This is a genomic window from Paenibacillus sp. GP183, assembly GCF_900104695.1.
Taxonomy (GTDB): domain Bacteria; phylum Bacillota; class Bacilli; order Paenibacillales; family NBRC-103111; genus Paenibacillus_AI.
In genome coordinates this window covers 3,814,514-3,831,181 of the sequence record NZ_FNSW01000001.1, presented here as the reverse complement: position 1 = coordinate 3,831,181, position 16,668 = coordinate 3,814,514, and the positions used below count along the sequence as shown (strand labels likewise).

At 48.6% G+C, this 16,668-nt stretch carries 16 protein-coding genes and 1 rRNA gene; all 17 read right to left on the bottom strand.

The features are described from left to right. Window positions 1-38 precede the first annotated feature (38 nt). A 16S ribosomal RNA gene (locus tag BLV33_RS18845) occupies window positions 39-1,585 on the bottom strand. Window positions 1,586-2,034: 449 nt separating this feature from the next. Continuing rightward, the gene (lysS, locus tag BLV33_RS18840) at window positions 2,035-3,531 is read right to left on the bottom strand and encodes a lysine--tRNA ligase (RefSeq protein WP_090795058.1); all 1,497 of its coding nucleotides are present in this window, start codon (window positions 3,529-3,531) and stop codon (window positions 2,035-2,037) included. Window positions 3,532-3,608: 77 nt separating this feature from the next. Next, a complete protein-coding gene (gene greA / locus BLV33_RS18835) occupies window positions 3,609-4,085 on the bottom strand; it encodes a transcription elongation factor GreA (protein WP_090795054.1) in 477 nt (158 codons plus the stop codon). Between the two features lie 210 nt (window positions 4,086-4,295). Then, entirely contained in the window at window positions 4,296-5,288 is a 993-nt protein-coding gene (gene dusB, locus BLV33_RS18830; RefSeq protein ID WP_090795050.1) for a tRNA dihydrouridine synthase DusB, read from the bottom strand. Window positions 5,289-5,386: 98 nt separating this feature from the next. Next, window positions 5,387-5,599, bottom strand: a complete 213-nt coding sequence (locus tag BLV33_RS18825) for a helix-turn-helix domain-containing protein (protein ID WP_090795047.1) — start codon at window positions 5,597-5,599, stop codon at window positions 5,387-5,389. Continuing rightward, a complete protein-coding gene (gene folK, locus BLV33_RS18820; RefSeq protein WP_090795043.1) occupies window positions 5,581-6,090 on the bottom strand; it encodes a 2-amino-4-hydroxy-6-hydroxymethyldihydropteridine diphosphokinase in 510 nt (169 codons plus the stop codon). Before folK ends, BLV33_RS18825 begins: the two co-directional genes overlap by 19 nt. Then, window positions 6,091-6,456, bottom strand: coding sequence for a dihydroneopterin aldolase (gene folB / locus BLV33_RS18815; RefSeq protein ID WP_090795039.1), 366 nt, complete (start codon window positions 6,454-6,456; stop codon window positions 6,091-6,093). Further along, window positions 6,444-7,283 (bottom strand): dihydropteroate synthase, encoded by an 840-nt coding sequence (gene folP, locus BLV33_RS18810; protein WP_139305772.1) that lies wholly within the window; start codon window positions 7,281-7,283, stop codon window positions 6,444-6,446. Before folP ends, folB begins: the two co-directional genes overlap by 13 nt. Next, window positions 7,280-8,158, bottom strand: coding sequence for an aminodeoxychorismate lyase (gene pabC, locus BLV33_RS18805; RefSeq protein ID WP_090795036.1), 879 nt, complete (start codon window positions 8,156-8,158; stop codon window positions 7,280-7,282). The genes folP and pabC overlap by 4 nt, the downstream gene beginning before the upstream one ends. 3 nt (window positions 8,159-8,161) lie before the next feature. Further along, window positions 8,162-8,743, bottom strand: coding sequence for an aminodeoxychorismate/anthranilate synthase component II (pabA, locus tag BLV33_RS18800; protein ID WP_090795032.1), 582 nt, complete (start codon window positions 8,741-8,743; stop codon window positions 8,162-8,164). 1 nt (window position 8,744) lies between these two features. Next, a complete protein-coding gene (locus BLV33_RS18795) occupies window positions 8,745-10,331 on the bottom strand; it encodes an anthranilate synthase component I family protein (protein WP_090795029.1) in 1,587 nt (528 codons plus the stop codon). Between the two features lie 135 nt (window positions 10,332-10,466). Next, window positions 10,467-11,408, bottom strand: a complete 942-nt coding sequence (gene cysK, locus BLV33_RS18790; protein ID WP_090795026.1) for a cysteine synthase A — start codon at window positions 11,406-11,408, stop codon at window positions 10,467-10,469. A 109-nt stretch (window positions 11,409-11,517) separates the two neighbouring features. Next, window positions 11,518-12,471, bottom strand: a complete 954-nt coding sequence (locus BLV33_RS18785; RefSeq protein ID WP_090795023.1) for a peptidylprolyl isomerase — start codon at window positions 12,469-12,471, stop codon at window positions 11,518-11,520. 27 nt (window positions 12,472-12,498) lie between these two features. Beyond that, complete coding sequence (gene hslO / locus BLV33_RS18780; protein WP_090795019.1) at window positions 12,499-13,371, bottom strand: Hsp33 family molecular chaperone HslO; 873 nt, start codon at window positions 13,369-13,371, stop codon at window positions 12,499-12,501. A 27-nt stretch (window positions 13,372-13,398) separates the two neighbouring features. Then, window positions 13,399-14,163: a type III pantothenate kinase gene (locus tag BLV33_RS18775; RefSeq protein WP_090795015.1), complete on the bottom strand. Its 765-nt coding sequence runs from the start codon at window positions 14,161-14,163 to the stop codon at window positions 13,399-13,401. Then, window positions 14,160-15,029: a carboxylating nicotinate-nucleotide diphosphorylase gene (gene nadC, locus BLV33_RS18770; protein ID WP_090795012.1), complete on the bottom strand. Its 870-nt coding sequence runs from the start codon at window positions 15,027-15,029 to the stop codon at window positions 14,160-14,162. Before nadC ends, BLV33_RS18775 begins: the two co-directional genes overlap by 4 nt. Next, on the bottom strand, window positions 15,022-16,635 hold the full coding sequence (gene nadB / locus BLV33_RS18765) for an L-aspartate oxidase (RefSeq protein ID WP_090795008.1): 1,614 nt from the start codon (window positions 16,633-16,635) through the stop codon (window positions 15,022-15,024). Before nadB ends, nadC begins: the two co-directional genes overlap by 8 nt. Window positions 16,636-16,668 lie beyond the last annotated feature (33 nt).

Here is a 16,668-nt window from a genome sequence, read left to right as displayed (position 1 = left end):
TCTTGACTGAGCGCATCGCAGCGCTCAAGTCTCCATAGAAAGGAGGTGATCCAGCCGCACCTTCCGATACGGCTACCTTGTTACGACTTCACCCCAATCATCTACCCCACCTTCGGCGGCTGGCTCCCTTGCGGGTTACCCCACCGACTTCGGGTGTTGTAAACTCTCGTGGTGTGACGGGCGGTGTGTACAAGACCCGGGAACGTATTCACCGCGGCATGCTGATCCGCGATTACTAGCAATTCCGACTTCATGCAGGCGAGTTGCAGCCTGCAATCCGAACTGAGACCGGCTTCTAAGGATTCGCTCCAGATCGCTCCTTCGCTTCCCGTTGTACCGGCCATTGTAGTACGTGTGTAGCCCAGGTCATAAGGGGCATGATGATTTGACGTCATCCCCACCTTCCTCCGGTTTGTCACCGGCAGTCACGTTAGAGTGCCCGACCTTACTCGCTGGCAACTAACATCAAGGGTTGCGCTCGTTGCGGGACTTAACCCAACATCTCACGACACGAGCTGACGACAACCATGCACCACCTGTCTCCCCTGTCCCGAAGGCCTAGCTTATCTCTAAACTATTCAGGGGGATGTCAAGACCTGGTAAGGTTCTTCGCGTTGCTTCGAATTAAACCACATACTCCACTGCTTGTGCGGGTCCCCGTCAATTCCTTTGAGTTTCACTCTTGCGAGCGTACTCCCCAGGCGGAGTGCTTACTGTGTTAACTTCGGCACCAAGGGCATCGAAACCCCTAACACCTAGCACTCATCGTTTACGGCGTGGACTACCAGGGTATCTAATCCTGTTTGCTCCCCACGCTTTCGCGCCTCAGCGTCAGTTATAGGCCAGAAAGTCGCCTTCGCCACTGGTGTTCCTCCACATCTCTACGCATTTCACCGCTACACGTGGAATTCCACTTTCCTCTCCTACACTCAAGTCCACCAGTTTTGGATGCGCACCGGGGTTGAGCCCCGGCTTTAAACATCCAACTTACTGAACCGCCTGCGCGCGCTTTACGCCCAATAATTCCGGACAACGCTTGCCCCCTACGTATTACCGCGGCTGCTGGCACGTAGTTAGCCGGGGCTTTCTTCTCCTATACCGTCACAGCCAGAGCAGTTACTCTCTGACTCGTTCGTCTAGGGCAACAGAGCTTTACGATCCGAAAACCTTCATCACTCACGCGGCGTTGCTCCGTCAGACTTGCGTCCATTGCGGAAGATTCCCTACTGCTGCCTCCCGTAGGAGTCTGGGCCGTGTCTCAGTCCCAGTGTGGCCGTTCACCCTCTCAGGTCGGCTACGCATCGTCGCCTAGGTGAGCCGTTACCTCACCTACTAGCTAATGCGCCGCAGGCCCATCCAAAGGCCACAGATTGCTCCGTGTTTCATGGCACCTTCATGCGAAAGCGCCAATTATTCGGTCTTAGCTATCGTTTCCGATAGTTATCCCGATCCTTCAGGCAGGTTGCCTACGTGTTACTCACCCGTCCGCCGCTGACTCATCCCCGAAGGGATCAATCCGCTCGACTTGCATGTATTAGGCACGCCGCCAGCGTTCGTCCTGAGCCAGGATCAAACTCTCCAATAAAAGTTCCGAATTGGTGATTTGATCTAGGATCAAACTCTCCAATAAAGTTGCACACGAACCATAAGTCCATGCGGCTTTTATTCTCAAGCTTAAACAGCTCAAAATTGTAAACTGGCGAGATTTCTCTCGTTTTGAGTTGATCTCATCGCTGAGATTTCCTTCGTTTTTGATCGGCCTAAGGCCGATCGCTTCTTCACTCGTTGTTCAGTTTTCAAAGAACAATAACTCTCTCTTCAGCGACTCTCTTTCGAAAGCCGGAAGACTAATATATCATGGCGCCAGCTCAATAGCAACTTGTATGTCTTCCCAGACAAAATCTGTTCCAACAGTTTCGTTACTGTCGCTTTTTAGCGGCGACTTTTATAAGATAACATGTTTGACAGGCCAATTGCAAGCTTTATTTAGAGGATTTTTGAGACATCCAAGGATGCCTCAAAAACCATCCATATTTACTCACCTTGACGCTCGCGCATCAATGGAAACAACAGAACATCTCTAATAGAAGGAGCATTGGTCAGCAGCATCACCAAACGGTCGATACCGATCCCCAAACCGCCAGTCGGCGGCATGCCATACTCCAGAGCGCGGATGAAGTCGTCATCCATTTCATGTGCTTCGTCATTGCCCTGCTCGCGCTCCACAAGCTGAGCTTCAAAACGCGCTCTTTGATCAATCGGATCATTAAGCTCAGTAAATGCATTGGCATGCTCGCGTGCCACAATAAATAACTCGAAGCGATCCGTAAATCGCGGATCCTCCGGATTTTTCTTGGCAAGAGGTGAAATCTCCAGCGGATGCCCATAAATAAAGGTAGGTTGAATCAACGTTTCTTCAACAAAGGTTTCAAAGAACTCATTGACGATATGTCCAAAAGTCATACGAGGCTCGACCTTGACTCCATGCTCCTTGGCCAACTGGTGTGCTTGTTCATCTGACATTTGAACGTTGAAATCAACGCCTTTAACCTCTTTAATGGCATCCACCATAGAAACCCTGCGCCATCCAACGGCCAGATTGACTTCGTAATCCTGATAAGGGATCGTCGTTGTGCCCAAAACTTCTTGCGCGATATGAGCAATCAGATTCTCTGTAAGCTCCATAATATCTTTATAGTCTGCAAAAGCCTCATAAAGCTCAAGCATAGTGAATTCCGGATTATGGCGCGTAGAAACACCTTCATTACGGTATACACGTCCAATTTCGTAGACCTTCTCAAGACCGCCGACGATCAGGCGCTTCAAATGAAGTTCAATGGCAATACGCATATACAGCTGCGTATCCAGTGTATTGTGATGAGTGATAAAAGGACGCGCGGAAGCTCCCCCAGCAATCGAATGCAACGTAGGTGTCTCCACCTCCAGGTAACCATTTGAGTCCAAGTAGCGGCGCATGGATTGAATGATTTTGGATCGGAGGACAAAAGACTCGCGAACTTCCTCGCTCATGATCAAATCCACGTACCTTTGACGGTAACGCAGTTCAACATCACTTAGGCCGTGGAATTTGTCCGGCAGCGGAATTAACGATTTGGTCAGGACCTCAACAGAATTAGCTTTAATGGAAGTCTCGCCTGTTTTTGTTTTGAAAACGACTCCTCTTACGCCGATGATATCCCCCAAATCCAAAATCGAGAAGGCCTCGTACACATTTTCCCCGACCGCATCTTCCCGCACATATATTTGAATTTTACCCGAAAGGTCCTGAAGATGAGCAAAGCCGGCTTTACCCATGCCCCTTTTTTGCATAATTCTCCCGGCAATGCTGACTTTTACTTCAGCTGCGTCCAAATCCTCTTTGCTTTGCTCATCATAAGCATCCAGAATTTCTTGAGCAGTATGAGTCCTCACATATTTCCGGCCAAAGGGGTCAATCCCCAGAGCACGAAGCTCGTCCAGCTTGCCCCTGCGGATCACGAGCAATTCATTCAATTCTTGTTCCTGACTCATTGTTTCATCTCCTAATCTTGGTTAAACCTGAAAAAAGCTTCCGGTAGGAAGCTTTTCCAAATGTACACGGCTGCACTTTACTTCTTGATATCTATAATTTGATATTGGATAACGCCAGCAGGCACATTAACGTCGACATTAGCTCCCTTTTGCTTGCCTATCAGAGCTTTCCCTACCGGGCTTTCATTTGAAATTTTATTATTAAACGGGTCTGATTCCGCTGTTCCCACAATATTGTATTCAACCAAGTCACCAAATTCCATATCCTTAAGCGTGACGATGGAGCCTACACTGACCGTATCGGTATTCACATCATCATTATTGATAATCCGCGCATTGCGCAGCATTTTTTCGAGAGTAATGATTCGGCCTTCTACAAAAGCCTGTTCATTCTTGGCATCTTCATATTCGGAGTTTTCACTGATATCCCCGTAACCAATCGCGACTTTAATACGTTCTGCGACTTCGCGGCGTTTAACCGATTTGAGGTGTTCCAGCTCTTCTTCCAGCTTCTTCAAGCCTTCTTGCGTTAGAATGACTTCTTTTTCACTCATTCCCAATCTTTCTCCCGTCATGTGAAAAATTTTCATTTCGTTGAATCAATTCCGTTAGCAAAAAAGTTGGGGTTTTGAACGAGCTGATTCAATTCGGATGAATTCACTAATAGTAACTATATTAAACGAAGCCCTCAAAATGACACTTTAATATTGACTGATTATATTGCAACGTTATAGAAATGTCAATCAAAGCCAATTCCTTTGAAATCATTGGATGACAGCGGATTCTTCCTGCAGATTCTGCACATATTCGCTTAATGTCGCAACCATGTCATCTCTTCGGGTCGTTTCCATGACTATATCCTTAATTCTCGCTGCGCCTTGCATCCCTTTAAGGTACCACGCCATGTGCTTGCGCATTTCTTTGACAGCTACATGCTCACCCTTGAGATCGATCAACCGATCCATATGCAAAATCGCGATGCGAATTTTTTCTTCCGACGATGGCTCGGGAAGCAGTTCACCCGTGGTCAAATATTGCACGGTGCGGTATAGCATCCATGGATTGCCGAGAGCGCCGCGGCCAATCATCACACCATCGACACCGGTGTGATCGAGCATCCGTTTCGCGTCTTCGGGTGTAACCACGTCTCCGTTTCCGATGACCGGAATAGATACCGCTTGCTTCACGTCACGGATAATATCCCAATCCGCTTTGCCGGTATACAGCTGTTCACGAGTCCGGCCATGCACGCTTACCGCGCTGCCGCCGCCTCTTTCTACAGCTTTCGCATTCTCAATCGCGTAGATATGCTCTGAATCCCAGCCGATCCGCATCTTCACGGTAACCGGCTTGCTTACAGCAGCCACTACCGTGGAGATCATCTCTTCAATTCTTTCAGGCGACAGCAGCCAACGGGCACCTGCGTCGCATTTTGTAATCTTGGGCACCGGGCAGCCCATATTGATATCAATGATGTCGGCATTCGTGTGCTGGTCCACTACCTTGGCAGCCTCAACCAAGGTTTCTGTATCCCCGCCGAAAATTTGCAAGCTTAACGGCTTCTCCCGCTCATCGACATACAGCATTTCCAACGTGCGAGAATTGCCGTGTACGATCGCCTTATCGCTGACCATCTCTGCACAAACCAGGCCTGTGCCAAACTCCTTGGCAATCAAACGGAATGCCGGATTGCATACACCAGCCATGGGGGCAAGAACGACATTGTTCGGGGCTTCCACATTCCCTATTTTCAACATAAAGCTTAACCTCCTTAGAGTTTTGCTTTAGCAAAACTGACTTCGTAAGCATTATCTTAGAGTTTTGCTTTAGCAAAACTGACTTCGTAAGCATTATCTTAACGACTCGCTATGGCGAGCAGTTCTTCCGGTTCAATACCCAGAATATTTGAAATATTATTGATCATTTTACTATCCGGCTTGCGAGTGCCCCGCTCGATGGCGCCAAGTATGGCGATGGATACGCCCAGCTCCTCGGCCAATTCATTCTGGGTGAAACCTTTTAACTTGCGAAAACCGCGAATGCGCTGGGCTATTGAACTTTTTTCCATACCTTGACGCCTTCCTTTCCTTTCAGTTTCTTCAGTTCTGCGGAGACGGCTTCGTGGGCGCCATTTTGTTTTGCGAGCACCTCGATTAAGGGGATTAAAACGAAGGCCCTTTCGAGCATCCGCGGATGCGGTAAAGTTAGCTCTTCACTAACCATCTGCTCATCGCCATAAAGCAGCATATCCAGGTCAATCGTCCGGGGACCCCAGTGAATGTCTCGAGTCCTTCCAAGCTTCGTTTCTATCCCCTGCATAGTTATTAATAATTGCTGCGGAGTCATCCGGGTCGAAAGCGCAACCACCATATTGAGAAAAGGAGCCTGATCTACATAGCCGACAGGCTCAGTTTCATAAATGCTGGAGCAAGCCTTTACTTCAATCTCAGGATGATGGTACAAAACCGCAATTGCTTGTTTCAAATAAGATTCACGATTGTCTATATTAGAGCCCAACGCTACATAAACCGATGCAGCTTGCTGCTGTTCAATGGTCATTCATTCTGCTCGCTTTCGAGTGATTTCAACAGTGACTCCTTCAAAATGAACAGGAAAAGGCGGGTGCGGCTTGATCACCCGAACTGTGACTTGGTTGATACTAGTATAAGTTTGTAAAAGCTCAGATGCAATACACTCGGCCAAAGCTTCGATTAATTTGAACGTTCGTCCCTCAACAATGCCTTGAATGAGAAAGAAAGCTTCCGCATAGTTGACGGTATGCTCAAGGTCATCGGAGCTTCCCGCCTTGACCAAAGAAAGCATCAGCTCGGCATCCACATAATACCGCTGACCCAGCTTGTTCTCTTCAGGGAAAACCCCATGATACCCGTAAAACTCCATGCGTGTGAGCTTTATTTTATCCATGATCGCTGTGCTCCTCTCACTATAGCATCGGTCATAACCGCCACCCGCTTCATTTGCAGAATGTCATGGACGCGCATAATGTCACAGCCTTGGGCGATACCCAAAGCCACGGTTGCTGCCGTTCCCTCTACCACATCATCCGGGGGCAGCCCAAGAATGTTACGTATCATGCTTTTGCGCGATGTTCCTAACAGTACGGGATATCCAAGCCCGTTTAAAGCATCCAGATGATTCATCAGCCATAAATTATGCTCGAGTGTCTTGGCGAAACCAATGCCAGGATCCAAAATGATCTGATCCCGGAGTAAGCCTGCTTGCATGGCAAGATCAACACTCGCCTGCAAATCATGAAGGACATCCTGCAGAAAATCGCCGTAATTCATATCCTTGCGATTATGCATGAGGATGACCGGACAATCGTAATCAGCAGCCACCCGCAGCAGGTCAGGATCCTCTTTGCCGCCCCAAACATCATTCACGAGGTGGGCTCCTGCTTCAAGTGCTTGTCTGGCTACCTCCGACTTATATGTATCGATGGAGAGAGGAACATTCAGCTCACGCTTTAGCGCTTCAATAACCGGAATGACTCTCTGCAGTTCTTCTTCAACCGATACTTTCAGATATCCAGGACGTGTGGATTCACCGCCGATGTCAATGATATCCGCCCCTTCCAGAACCATTTGACGTGCGCGAACAACCGCCTTATCCGGTGCGAGGTATTCGCCCCCATCGGAGAAGGAATCTGGGGTTACGTTTAAGATACCCATTATGATCGTTCTTGCACCCAGCTCAAGCTTATGCTCTCTGCATGTCAAAACTCGTGTCATAGCTCACTTCCCGTACTTTCCTTATATAATCTCATCAAGCTGCGTGTGCAGTCGCCAGGCAAGCCTTGTCCCACTTGATAGCTCCGCCCGTCCGGGGTGAACAGCTGCCTGACAGGGACGATTTCCTGAATCGAGTTTACGTAAAAAATCTCATCTGCAGCTAAAAGGTCTTCCCAGCGGTACAAGCCTTCTTTTACAGCAAACTGACTCCGCTGAGCCAGCTTTAAAATAAAAGATCTTGTGATTCCCGGTAAAATGCCGGTATTCAGCGAGGGCGTACAGCAGGTTCCATTCTTGAAAAAAAACAAATTGCTGACAATGCCCTCAGCGATGTGGCCTTCCTTCGAAAGCATCAAACCTTCTGAGCCGGCTGCCCATGCATAGCTTTGGAGTTCTCTTTTTGCCAAAATATTATTCATATAATGAAACGATTTAAGGCGGCTTGAGCCTTCAGGCGTATTTCTCGGCAGCTTAAGGAGCTGGAGCGGTTTACCGTTAGTATAGGCTGCATCGTCACTTGGAGGAAGGGCTTTGATATAAATAATCTCTGACGCAAGCTGATAATTGCCGGCAGGAAGCCCCAATGCTTCTACCCCGGCTGAGATCGAATAACGGAAATAGGCATTGGGCAGATCATTTTCCTGGAGCAGCAGGGACAAGAGCTCACGCACTCGTCTTTCATCCGGCACAAAGTCAATCCCCAGCTCCCTGCATCCATCCCTTAATCGGGCAAGATGCTCGGGAAGTAAAAAAGGTTGCCCTCGGTAGGTCCGAAATGTCTCAAACAAACCCAGCCCATAAAGAAAACCATGATCGTAAACGGAGACCACGGCTTCCTTTTCATCGCAAATTGTGCCATTCATGCTTATTTTCATCGACTAAACCCCTTGGACAACCTTGCGCCGGATAAAATTGCGCAGCATTTGATGCCCATGATCGGTAATGATCGATTCGGGATGAAACTGAACTCCTTCGATCACATACTCTTTATGACGAATACCCATAATTTCGCCTTCTTCGGTGCGTGCGCTGATTTCCAGGCAATCCGGAAGCGTTTCGGGTTTAACAATCAAGGAATGGTAGCGAGTAGCGGTAAATGGTGAAGGAAGCCCTTCGAACAAGGTCTTGCCGTCATGAAGAATCGGCGACGTTTTGCCGTGCATCAGACGCTCCGCCCTAATGACATCACCGCCAAAGGCCTGGCCGATGGCTTGATGGCCCAAGCATACGCCGAGAATCGGGATGCCTCCCTTAAAATGATCGATCAGCGCCAAGCTGATTCCTGCTTCATTCGGCGTACAGGGACCAGGCGATATCAGGATATGATCCGGATGTAAAGCTTCAATACCCGCAAGATCAATCTCATCGTTACGGCGAACTATGACTTCCTCTCCGATTTCACCTAAATATTGAACCAGATTGTACGTGAACGAATCGTAATTATCGATAACCAAAATCATGCTAAGCTCCCCTTTCGTCTGCCCTATTTGTAAGGCCTAGGCTCATGCTCTGCTCACTAACTTCTATCGCTTTCCACATCGCTTTTGCTTTATTCAGGGATTCCACATATTCGCGTTCCGGAACGGAATCGATCACTATACCCGCTCCCGCCTGAACATGTCCGATTCCCTGAGCCGCAACCAGCGTGCGTATAATAATATTAAATTCCATATTGCCGTTGTAGTCAATCCACCCCATGGACCCCGTATAAGGTCCCCGTCTGACCGGTTCCAGCTCTTCAATGATTTCCATCGTCCTAATCTTGGGTGCCCCTGTGATCGTGCCTCCCGGAAATGTTGCAGCAATGACATCGAAAGCGTCTTTTCCTTCGGCCAACTCGCCGACCACCTCCGACACGATATGCATCACATGAGAGTAGTACTCGATGACCATGAAATCATCCACGCGGACAGTTCCATATTTGGAGATGCGGCCCAAATCATTTCGTTCCAAATCAACGAGCATGACGTGCTCGGCGCGCTCTTTTTCATTGTCGATAAGCTCGCTTGCCAGCCTAAGATCATCATTCTCATTTCGCCCGCGGGGACGGGTTCCTGCAATGGGCCGTGTGCGCAGCATTCCATTCTCCAACGCGACCAACAGCTCCGGAGATCCCGACACGAGAGCAAAGTCCGAGAAGCGAAGCAATCCCATATAAGGCGATGGATTGACGATTCGCAGGGACTCATAAATGTCTTCAGGTGCGGCCTGCAGCATCCGGCTCTGTCTGACAGAAAGGTTAATCTGGAATACATCACCTTGGCTGATGTAGCTTTGTATCTGCTGCGTTGCTAGGATGTAATCTTCTTTTTTAAAAGCTGTCTGAATACCTTGTATATGTTCAATGTCAATGTGCAGCTGTTCTCTCGTAATGGAATCACCTTTCGTTGAATTCCAGTTCCCGGAGCGAATATCGTGCCAAGTTCGAAGCATATCTTCTGCCCTTCTGTGTGCTTCCTCATATTGGCTAAGCAGGCAGCCGTCATCGTGTGCATCCTTTTGAGGTGTAGGCATATGGACTGCTATATATAAGCTTTTTTCTTCGTGATCCAGAATCCAAATTCGATCATACATGGCGAAGCTGTAATCAGGCAAATCCAGATCTGATTGGATTCGTTCAGGTAGCTTCTCAATTGTACGGATGACGTCATATCCCCAGAAGCCTACACAACCGCCGAGGAATTTAGGCATTCCTTCGACCTTGGGGGCATGGTAAGGCGACATCCATTCCTTAACAGCCTCAAGCGGTCTAGCTTTGACTTTTCTGCTTTGAGCGATTTGATCCTCAGGATCCATCGGACCTTGTGCGGCAAGCGTAATCTCAGCCTCATGGCCATACCCGCGAATCGTGGACAGCGGCTGTAATCCGAGAAAGGTATAACGGCCGCCCTTGCCGCTTTCAAGTACAAAGGAATCCGGCGCTGCGGCTTCCCAGGCTTTTGCCCAGGAATGGATCCGGTCTTCCGCGAGTCCAAGCTTAATGATATAAGGCAGCATCGTGTAAGAAGATGCCCATTTTCGCCAATATTCAAGTGTTGTGACTATCACTTGGCACCCTCCCCCGCTGCTGCGCCATCCATATTTGTCCCTTAGTATACTCCAAGTGCACTGAAAAGAGAAGGATATCACAGGCAAAAAACAAGCCTTTCAGCTTTAGGCTGAAAGGCTTGTTCCGTCTGAGTATTATTGCTCTTCGAATTGATACAGCGGAGTACTGAGGTAACGTTCGCCGTTGCTTGGAACCACAGCGATTACGCGTTTGCCTGCGCCAAGCTCTTTTGCTACTTTCAGTGCTGCGAAGATCGCTGCTCCGGAAGAGATACCAGTAAGGATACCTTCTTCTTTTGCCACGCGGCGTGCCGTTTCAAATGCATCCTCATTTTCGACGGTAATGACTTCATCATAGATATTTGTATTCAAAATATCAGGAACAAAGCCTGCGCCAATCCCTTGAATTTTGTGAGGGCCTGGTTTGCCTCCCGACAAAACAGGAGAAGCTGCCGGTTCCACGGCATAGATTTTGATGCCAGGGAAATTTTCTTTAAGCACTCCGCCCGCACCTGTGATCGTTCCTCCGGTGCCGATCCCGGAAATGAATGCATCCAGCTTGCCATCAAAGCCTTTGATCGCTTCGACGATTTCAGGTCCTGTGGTTTCACGGTGAACCTTCACATTGGCCGGATTCTTGAATTGCTGGGGCATGAAATAGCCGGCATTCTCAGCTGCAATTTCTTCGGCACGGCGAATCGCGCCTTTCATCCCTTCAGCACCTGGAGTCAGCACCAGCTGTGCGCCATAAGCGCGAAGCAGGTTGCGTCTTTCCATACTCATCGTCTCCGGCATAACCAGAATCGCTTTGTAGCCTTTTGCTGCGGCAACCATGGCAATACCGATCCCGGTGTTACCGCTGGTAGGTTCAACAAGAGTGTCGCCGGGCTTGATTTTGCCTTCTTTTTCAGCGACTTCGATCATGCTGATACCGATCCGGTCTTTGACGCTTGCTCCTGGATTTTGAAATTCCAGTTTCACGTAGATTTCCGCACTGCCTTCAGGGACTACGCGATTCAGTCGAACCAGCGGAGTATCTCCGATTAAATCCGTAATGCTTTGAACCAATCTTGCCATGTGCTTTCCCTCCCGAATGAATACAATAATTTCCGAGTAATTTAGTCGGCATTAATACAATAATCTTATCAATCCGCCAAGTGGATGTCAACTAGAACATGTATGCGTTTTATTGCAGAACCGGGTCCTTGATCTCTGCCTTCCATTTTTCCCTAAGCTTCTTCACAATATCCTTCAGCGGGGGAGCCTTTTGCAAAGCGAGCTCTCTTTTCACATTATCCCGAATAAACGAACGGTTCGGATCCGACTTCGTGCGGCGATCCTTCAATTTAACAATGGCGAAGCCTTGCTGAACGGTTATAGGTTTGCTGTACTCTCCGACCTTGAGCATTTTGGCCGCATTCATGATTTCCTCTGCAATGAAGGGATCTCCTTCTTCCAACCAGCCCAGATCGCCGCCATGATTCGCGGTGACATCATCAATTGAACGATCCCTGGCCAAAATGGCAAAATCCGCTCCTTTATTCAACTCACCTATGACTTTGTTCGCTTGCTCGCGACTGCTTACGATAATTTGCGCAATCGAAAGCTCAATCACCGACTTGAATTCATCCGGGTGTATTTTGATATAATCGTCCACCTGCTTATCGGTAATGGGGATATTTTGGGTGGCAATACGCTCGAGAAGCAGCTTGTAATGAACATCCTCCTTCAGCTCATCTCTCGACATACCGAGCTGATCTTTCATCGATTGATAAAATTGTGTTTCACTTTCATACCCTTGCTGCATTCGTTTTAATTCCCGTTCAATTTCCGCTTTCTCTATTTGAATCCCCGCTTCTGCTCCTTCTACACGCAACGCTTCACGATCCAGCATGACATTCAAAAGCTCCGATCCATGCTGACTGATGAGCGCAGTTTGAAGCTCCCGAAATGTAATCAAACGATTCCCGATTTTGGCAACAATTCGCTCGTCTTCTTTCACTTGGGAAGGGGGCTGCGTTCGCTGAGGCTGAGTCTGATCCGGTTTGGGAGAGGAACGGGTGATCAAAAGCGCTGAAAGCAAGAGAATCCCAACTGTTAAACAGCCGATGATACCCCATAATCGCTTCACATTCCGCATGCTGATCCCTACTTTACTCGATAAAATTTATGAGGACGGATCGATCATCCGCTGCAAGTCATCTCGGTCATACCTATAAGTTTCATTGCAAAAATGGCAGACCACCTCGGCGAAACCCTCATCGTCCAATATTTCCTGTAACTCTTCCTTGCCCAGACTGATTAAAGTCGCTTCAACACGTTCCCTTGAACATTTACAGCGGAAACGCACCTCCGATTTCTCCAGAATTTGCATCGATGGAAACATCTCCAAAAGCACTTGCTCAATGGTTAAGCCGCTGTTTAGCAGCGTAGTAATCGATGGCAATCCGGCAAGAATCGTCTCGATCTCGGTGATCTCCTCATCGGATAAACCGGGAAGCAATTGAAGCACAAATCCTCCGGATACCTTGACCGTATAGTCAACCTCAATCAAAACCCCTAAGGCTACGGCCGAAGGCGTTTGTTCGGATTTGGCAAAATAATACGTAAAGTCCTCTGCGATCTCTCCAGAAACGATCGGCACACTTCCCCGGTAAGCTTCTTTCATGCCTTGGTCCTTGCTAATATATAAGAAGCCATCCGTCCCTACGGCTCCTGCCACATCGAGCTTGCCTACAGCATTAAGCGGAAGATCCACTTCCGGATGATCGACGTACCCTCTGACGTCACCTTTGGCATTGGCATCCACGACAATTTGTCCAATGGGTCCGCCTCCGTTGATTTGGATCGTCAAATGCTCTTCACCTTTAAGCATTGCGCCCATCATTAAACCGGCTGCCGCCGTTCTGCCTAAAGCTGCGGTAGTCGTTGGCGTGGTCCCATGCCTTTGCCGCAATTCTTCCGTGATGGATGTCGTCACGACAGCAAATGCTCTCACTTTTCCCTGCAGAGCTGTGCCGCGGATCAAATAATCTTCCATGCTGCGTTGACCTCCGGTTGTATAGTGTTAGACGTTTTTTTCATAAATCATTTGCAGGCCTTGAAGCGTCAACATAGGATTAACCACCTGAATGGTCTTGGATTCTCCGGCAATAAGCTCGGCCAAGCCACCCGTTGCAACGACCGTTGGACTCACTTGAAACTCGTCTTGAATACGCTCAACGATGCCATCCACCTGGGCCACGAAACCGAAAATAATCCCGGCTTGCATCGCGGTTACCGTATTGCGGCCCACAACGCTCTTGGGTTTAATCAGTTCAATTCTGGGCAGCTTGGCTGCTTTTTGATACAGAGCTTCGGTAGAAATTCCAATCCCGGGGGCTATTGCACAGCCAACCAACTGCTCGGAGGGGTCTATGTAATCATAAGTCGTGGCCGTACCAAAATCGACAACAATACAAGGAGCGCCATATAGTTCTAAGGCAGCTACAGCATTTACAATTCGGTCCGCTCCCACTTCTTTGGGGTTATCGACACGAACGTTCAATCCTGTTTTGATGCCTGGACCTACAATGTAAGGTGCCTTCTTTATATATTGTAAACAGAGATTTTCCATTACAAACATTAGCGGAGGTACCACTGAGGAGATCATCACGCCCTCAACCTCGCTAAACATAATGCCGCAATGATCAAAAAGATTTCTGAACATCATCCCATATTCATCCACTGTAGCAGACCGGTTTGTACTGACCCTCCAATGATGAAGCAGCGTACGTTCCTGGTACAGTCCAATCACGATGTTGGTATTCCCTACATCTACAACAAGAATCACTTGGAGGCCTCCTTGCGTTCATTCAAATCGAGGCTGATATCAAGGGATGTAACCGAATAGGTCAGTCTACCCACAGAAATAACATCAATACCGGATTCGGCCATGGATTTAATCGATTGCAGCGTCACTGAACCAGAGCCCTCCACTACGATATGCGGAGATTTCGCTTTAATTATCAAAACGGCCTCTTTCATTGCAGGAGGCTTCATATTATCGAGCATAATGATATCAGGTCCTGCCGCTAAGGCCTGCTCCAGTTGCTCAAAGCTTTCCACTTCCACTTCGATTTTCATGGTGTGGGGAATTTGGGCGCGCGCCGCTTTAATCGCTTGAGTGATTCCGCCAGCCCCTTTAATATGATTATCCTTGATCATGACCGCGTCATACAAACCAAATCTGTGATTATGTCCGCCGCCCACACGGACAGCGTATTTCTCCAGCATTCGATGGCCGGGGGTTGTTTTTCTGGTGTCCACCAAGCGGGTTGGCAGCCCTTCCAGCGCCTCTACATATTCACGAGTTCTTGTGGCTATGCCGGATAAACGCTGCATTAGATTCAAGGCAAGCCTTTCCCCTAGCAAAATGCTTCGTGTGCTTCCCTCCACAATCGCAAGAATGTCGCCTTTCTTAACTGACGTTCCATCGATCACTTTGGGTTCAAAATGGAGCGCTGCATCTATTTCAGCGAATACCGCGGCTGCAACAGGCAAACCGGCAATGATACCCTCTTCTTTGACATGGATAATACCTCTGGCTTGTTGATCTTCAGGTATCGTCGTCATTGTCGTAATATCTCCGCCGCCGATATCTTCTTCCAGCCAAAGCCTGATGCTTTTGCGGATTGGCTCTGCATTCCAGTCATACATGATCAATCCACTCCTCAACCCTATCTTCTCCACGCTTGAACACAATGTGCTTTTTCCAGTGCTGATCATCACGCTGCGGAAAATCCTCACGATAGTGGCCGCCCCTGCTTTCTTCTCGGCGCAGCGCTGCCTCCGTGGTCAAGAGGGCGCAGGTCAACAGGTTGGCGAACTCATATTCCTCCCGCTTGCTCATATGAGTATCATAAATAGGAAGCTGACGGGACAGCTCGTCAAGGCCTTTTTGCAAGCCATTGGCCGTGCGGACCAGACCCACATAGCGCAGCATGATTTTTTGCAGCTTCAGCTTTTTTTCCACGATAGCCTGCTTGGCGATTTCTATTCTTGGCCGTTCAAATTCCAGGACAGGCTTTTTGGTTTGCGGAGCTAAATTCATAATTCGCTCAATAATCCTTCTGCCGAAAACAATCGCTTCCGACAAGGAATTGCTCGCTAATCGATTAGCCCCATGTACACCGGTAGATGATACTTCTCCGCAGGCAAAAAGCCGGTGCACCGACGTCTCGCCATATAAGTCCGTCTTCACACCGCCCATCATGTAATGGGCGGCGGGTGCGACAGGAATCCAGTCCGTGTTTAAATCCAGGCCGTATTTTAAGCAAAACTCATAGATGGTCGGAAAACGATGCCTGATCAACTCTTCTGACTCATGCGTAAAATCGATATATACAAAGGTTGATTTTGTATTTTCCATTTCGGTTACAATCGCTCGGGCAACCACATCTCGTGGAGCAAGCTCCAGTTGAGGATGGTAATTCTCCATGAAGCGTTCTCCTTTGATATTGCGAAGGTAGGCGCCCTCACCTCGGACTGCTTCCGAGATCAGAAATCTGGGAGCTCCCGGATAGCTTAGAGCTGTCGGGTGAAACTGGATGAACTCCACATCCTGGATATGTGCTCCTGCCCGGTAGGCAATCGCAATCCCGTCGCCTGTGGCGATGACCGGGTTCGTAGTATAGCGGTATAATTGCCCAGCTCCGCCTGAGCAGAGGATCGTGGCATTGCCGCGGACAAATACCTTCTGACCATCCGGCTTTTGCACCAGAGCGCCGTAGCATTCTCCTCCATCGGTGACCAAATCAATGACAAAGTGATCATCCCAGAGTTCGATATTCGGATCCAGTTTGGTACGTTCCGATAAGGCTCTCACAATTTCAGCACCTGTAGCATCCCCATGCGCATGCAAAATGCGGCGCTGGCTGTGAGCTCCTTCCTTGGTCAGCGCAAACACCCCATTCTCCAAATCGAATTGGGTGCCCATGCGAATTAAATCCTTGACTCCGTTCGGTCCTTCATGAACAAGGACATCTACCGCTTCGGGCGAACAGAGGCCTGCACCCGCAATCATTGTATCCTGCATATGGAAGTCAGGCGAGTCGTCATCCGAGATAACGGCGGCGATTCCTCCCTGCGCGAATTGCGTGTTGCTGTCAAGCAGTGACTTCTTCGTAATCATCAATACTTTCTTATGCTCACTGGCCACTATCGCAGTGAAAAGACCCGCAATTCCAGCTCCAATTACAATAACATCCGTATATTTATGAGGAATAGATGTAAGATCCACATCTACAAGATATCTGGGAATCATGTCGCTTCACCTGTTCTTTACAAGAGAGTAGCG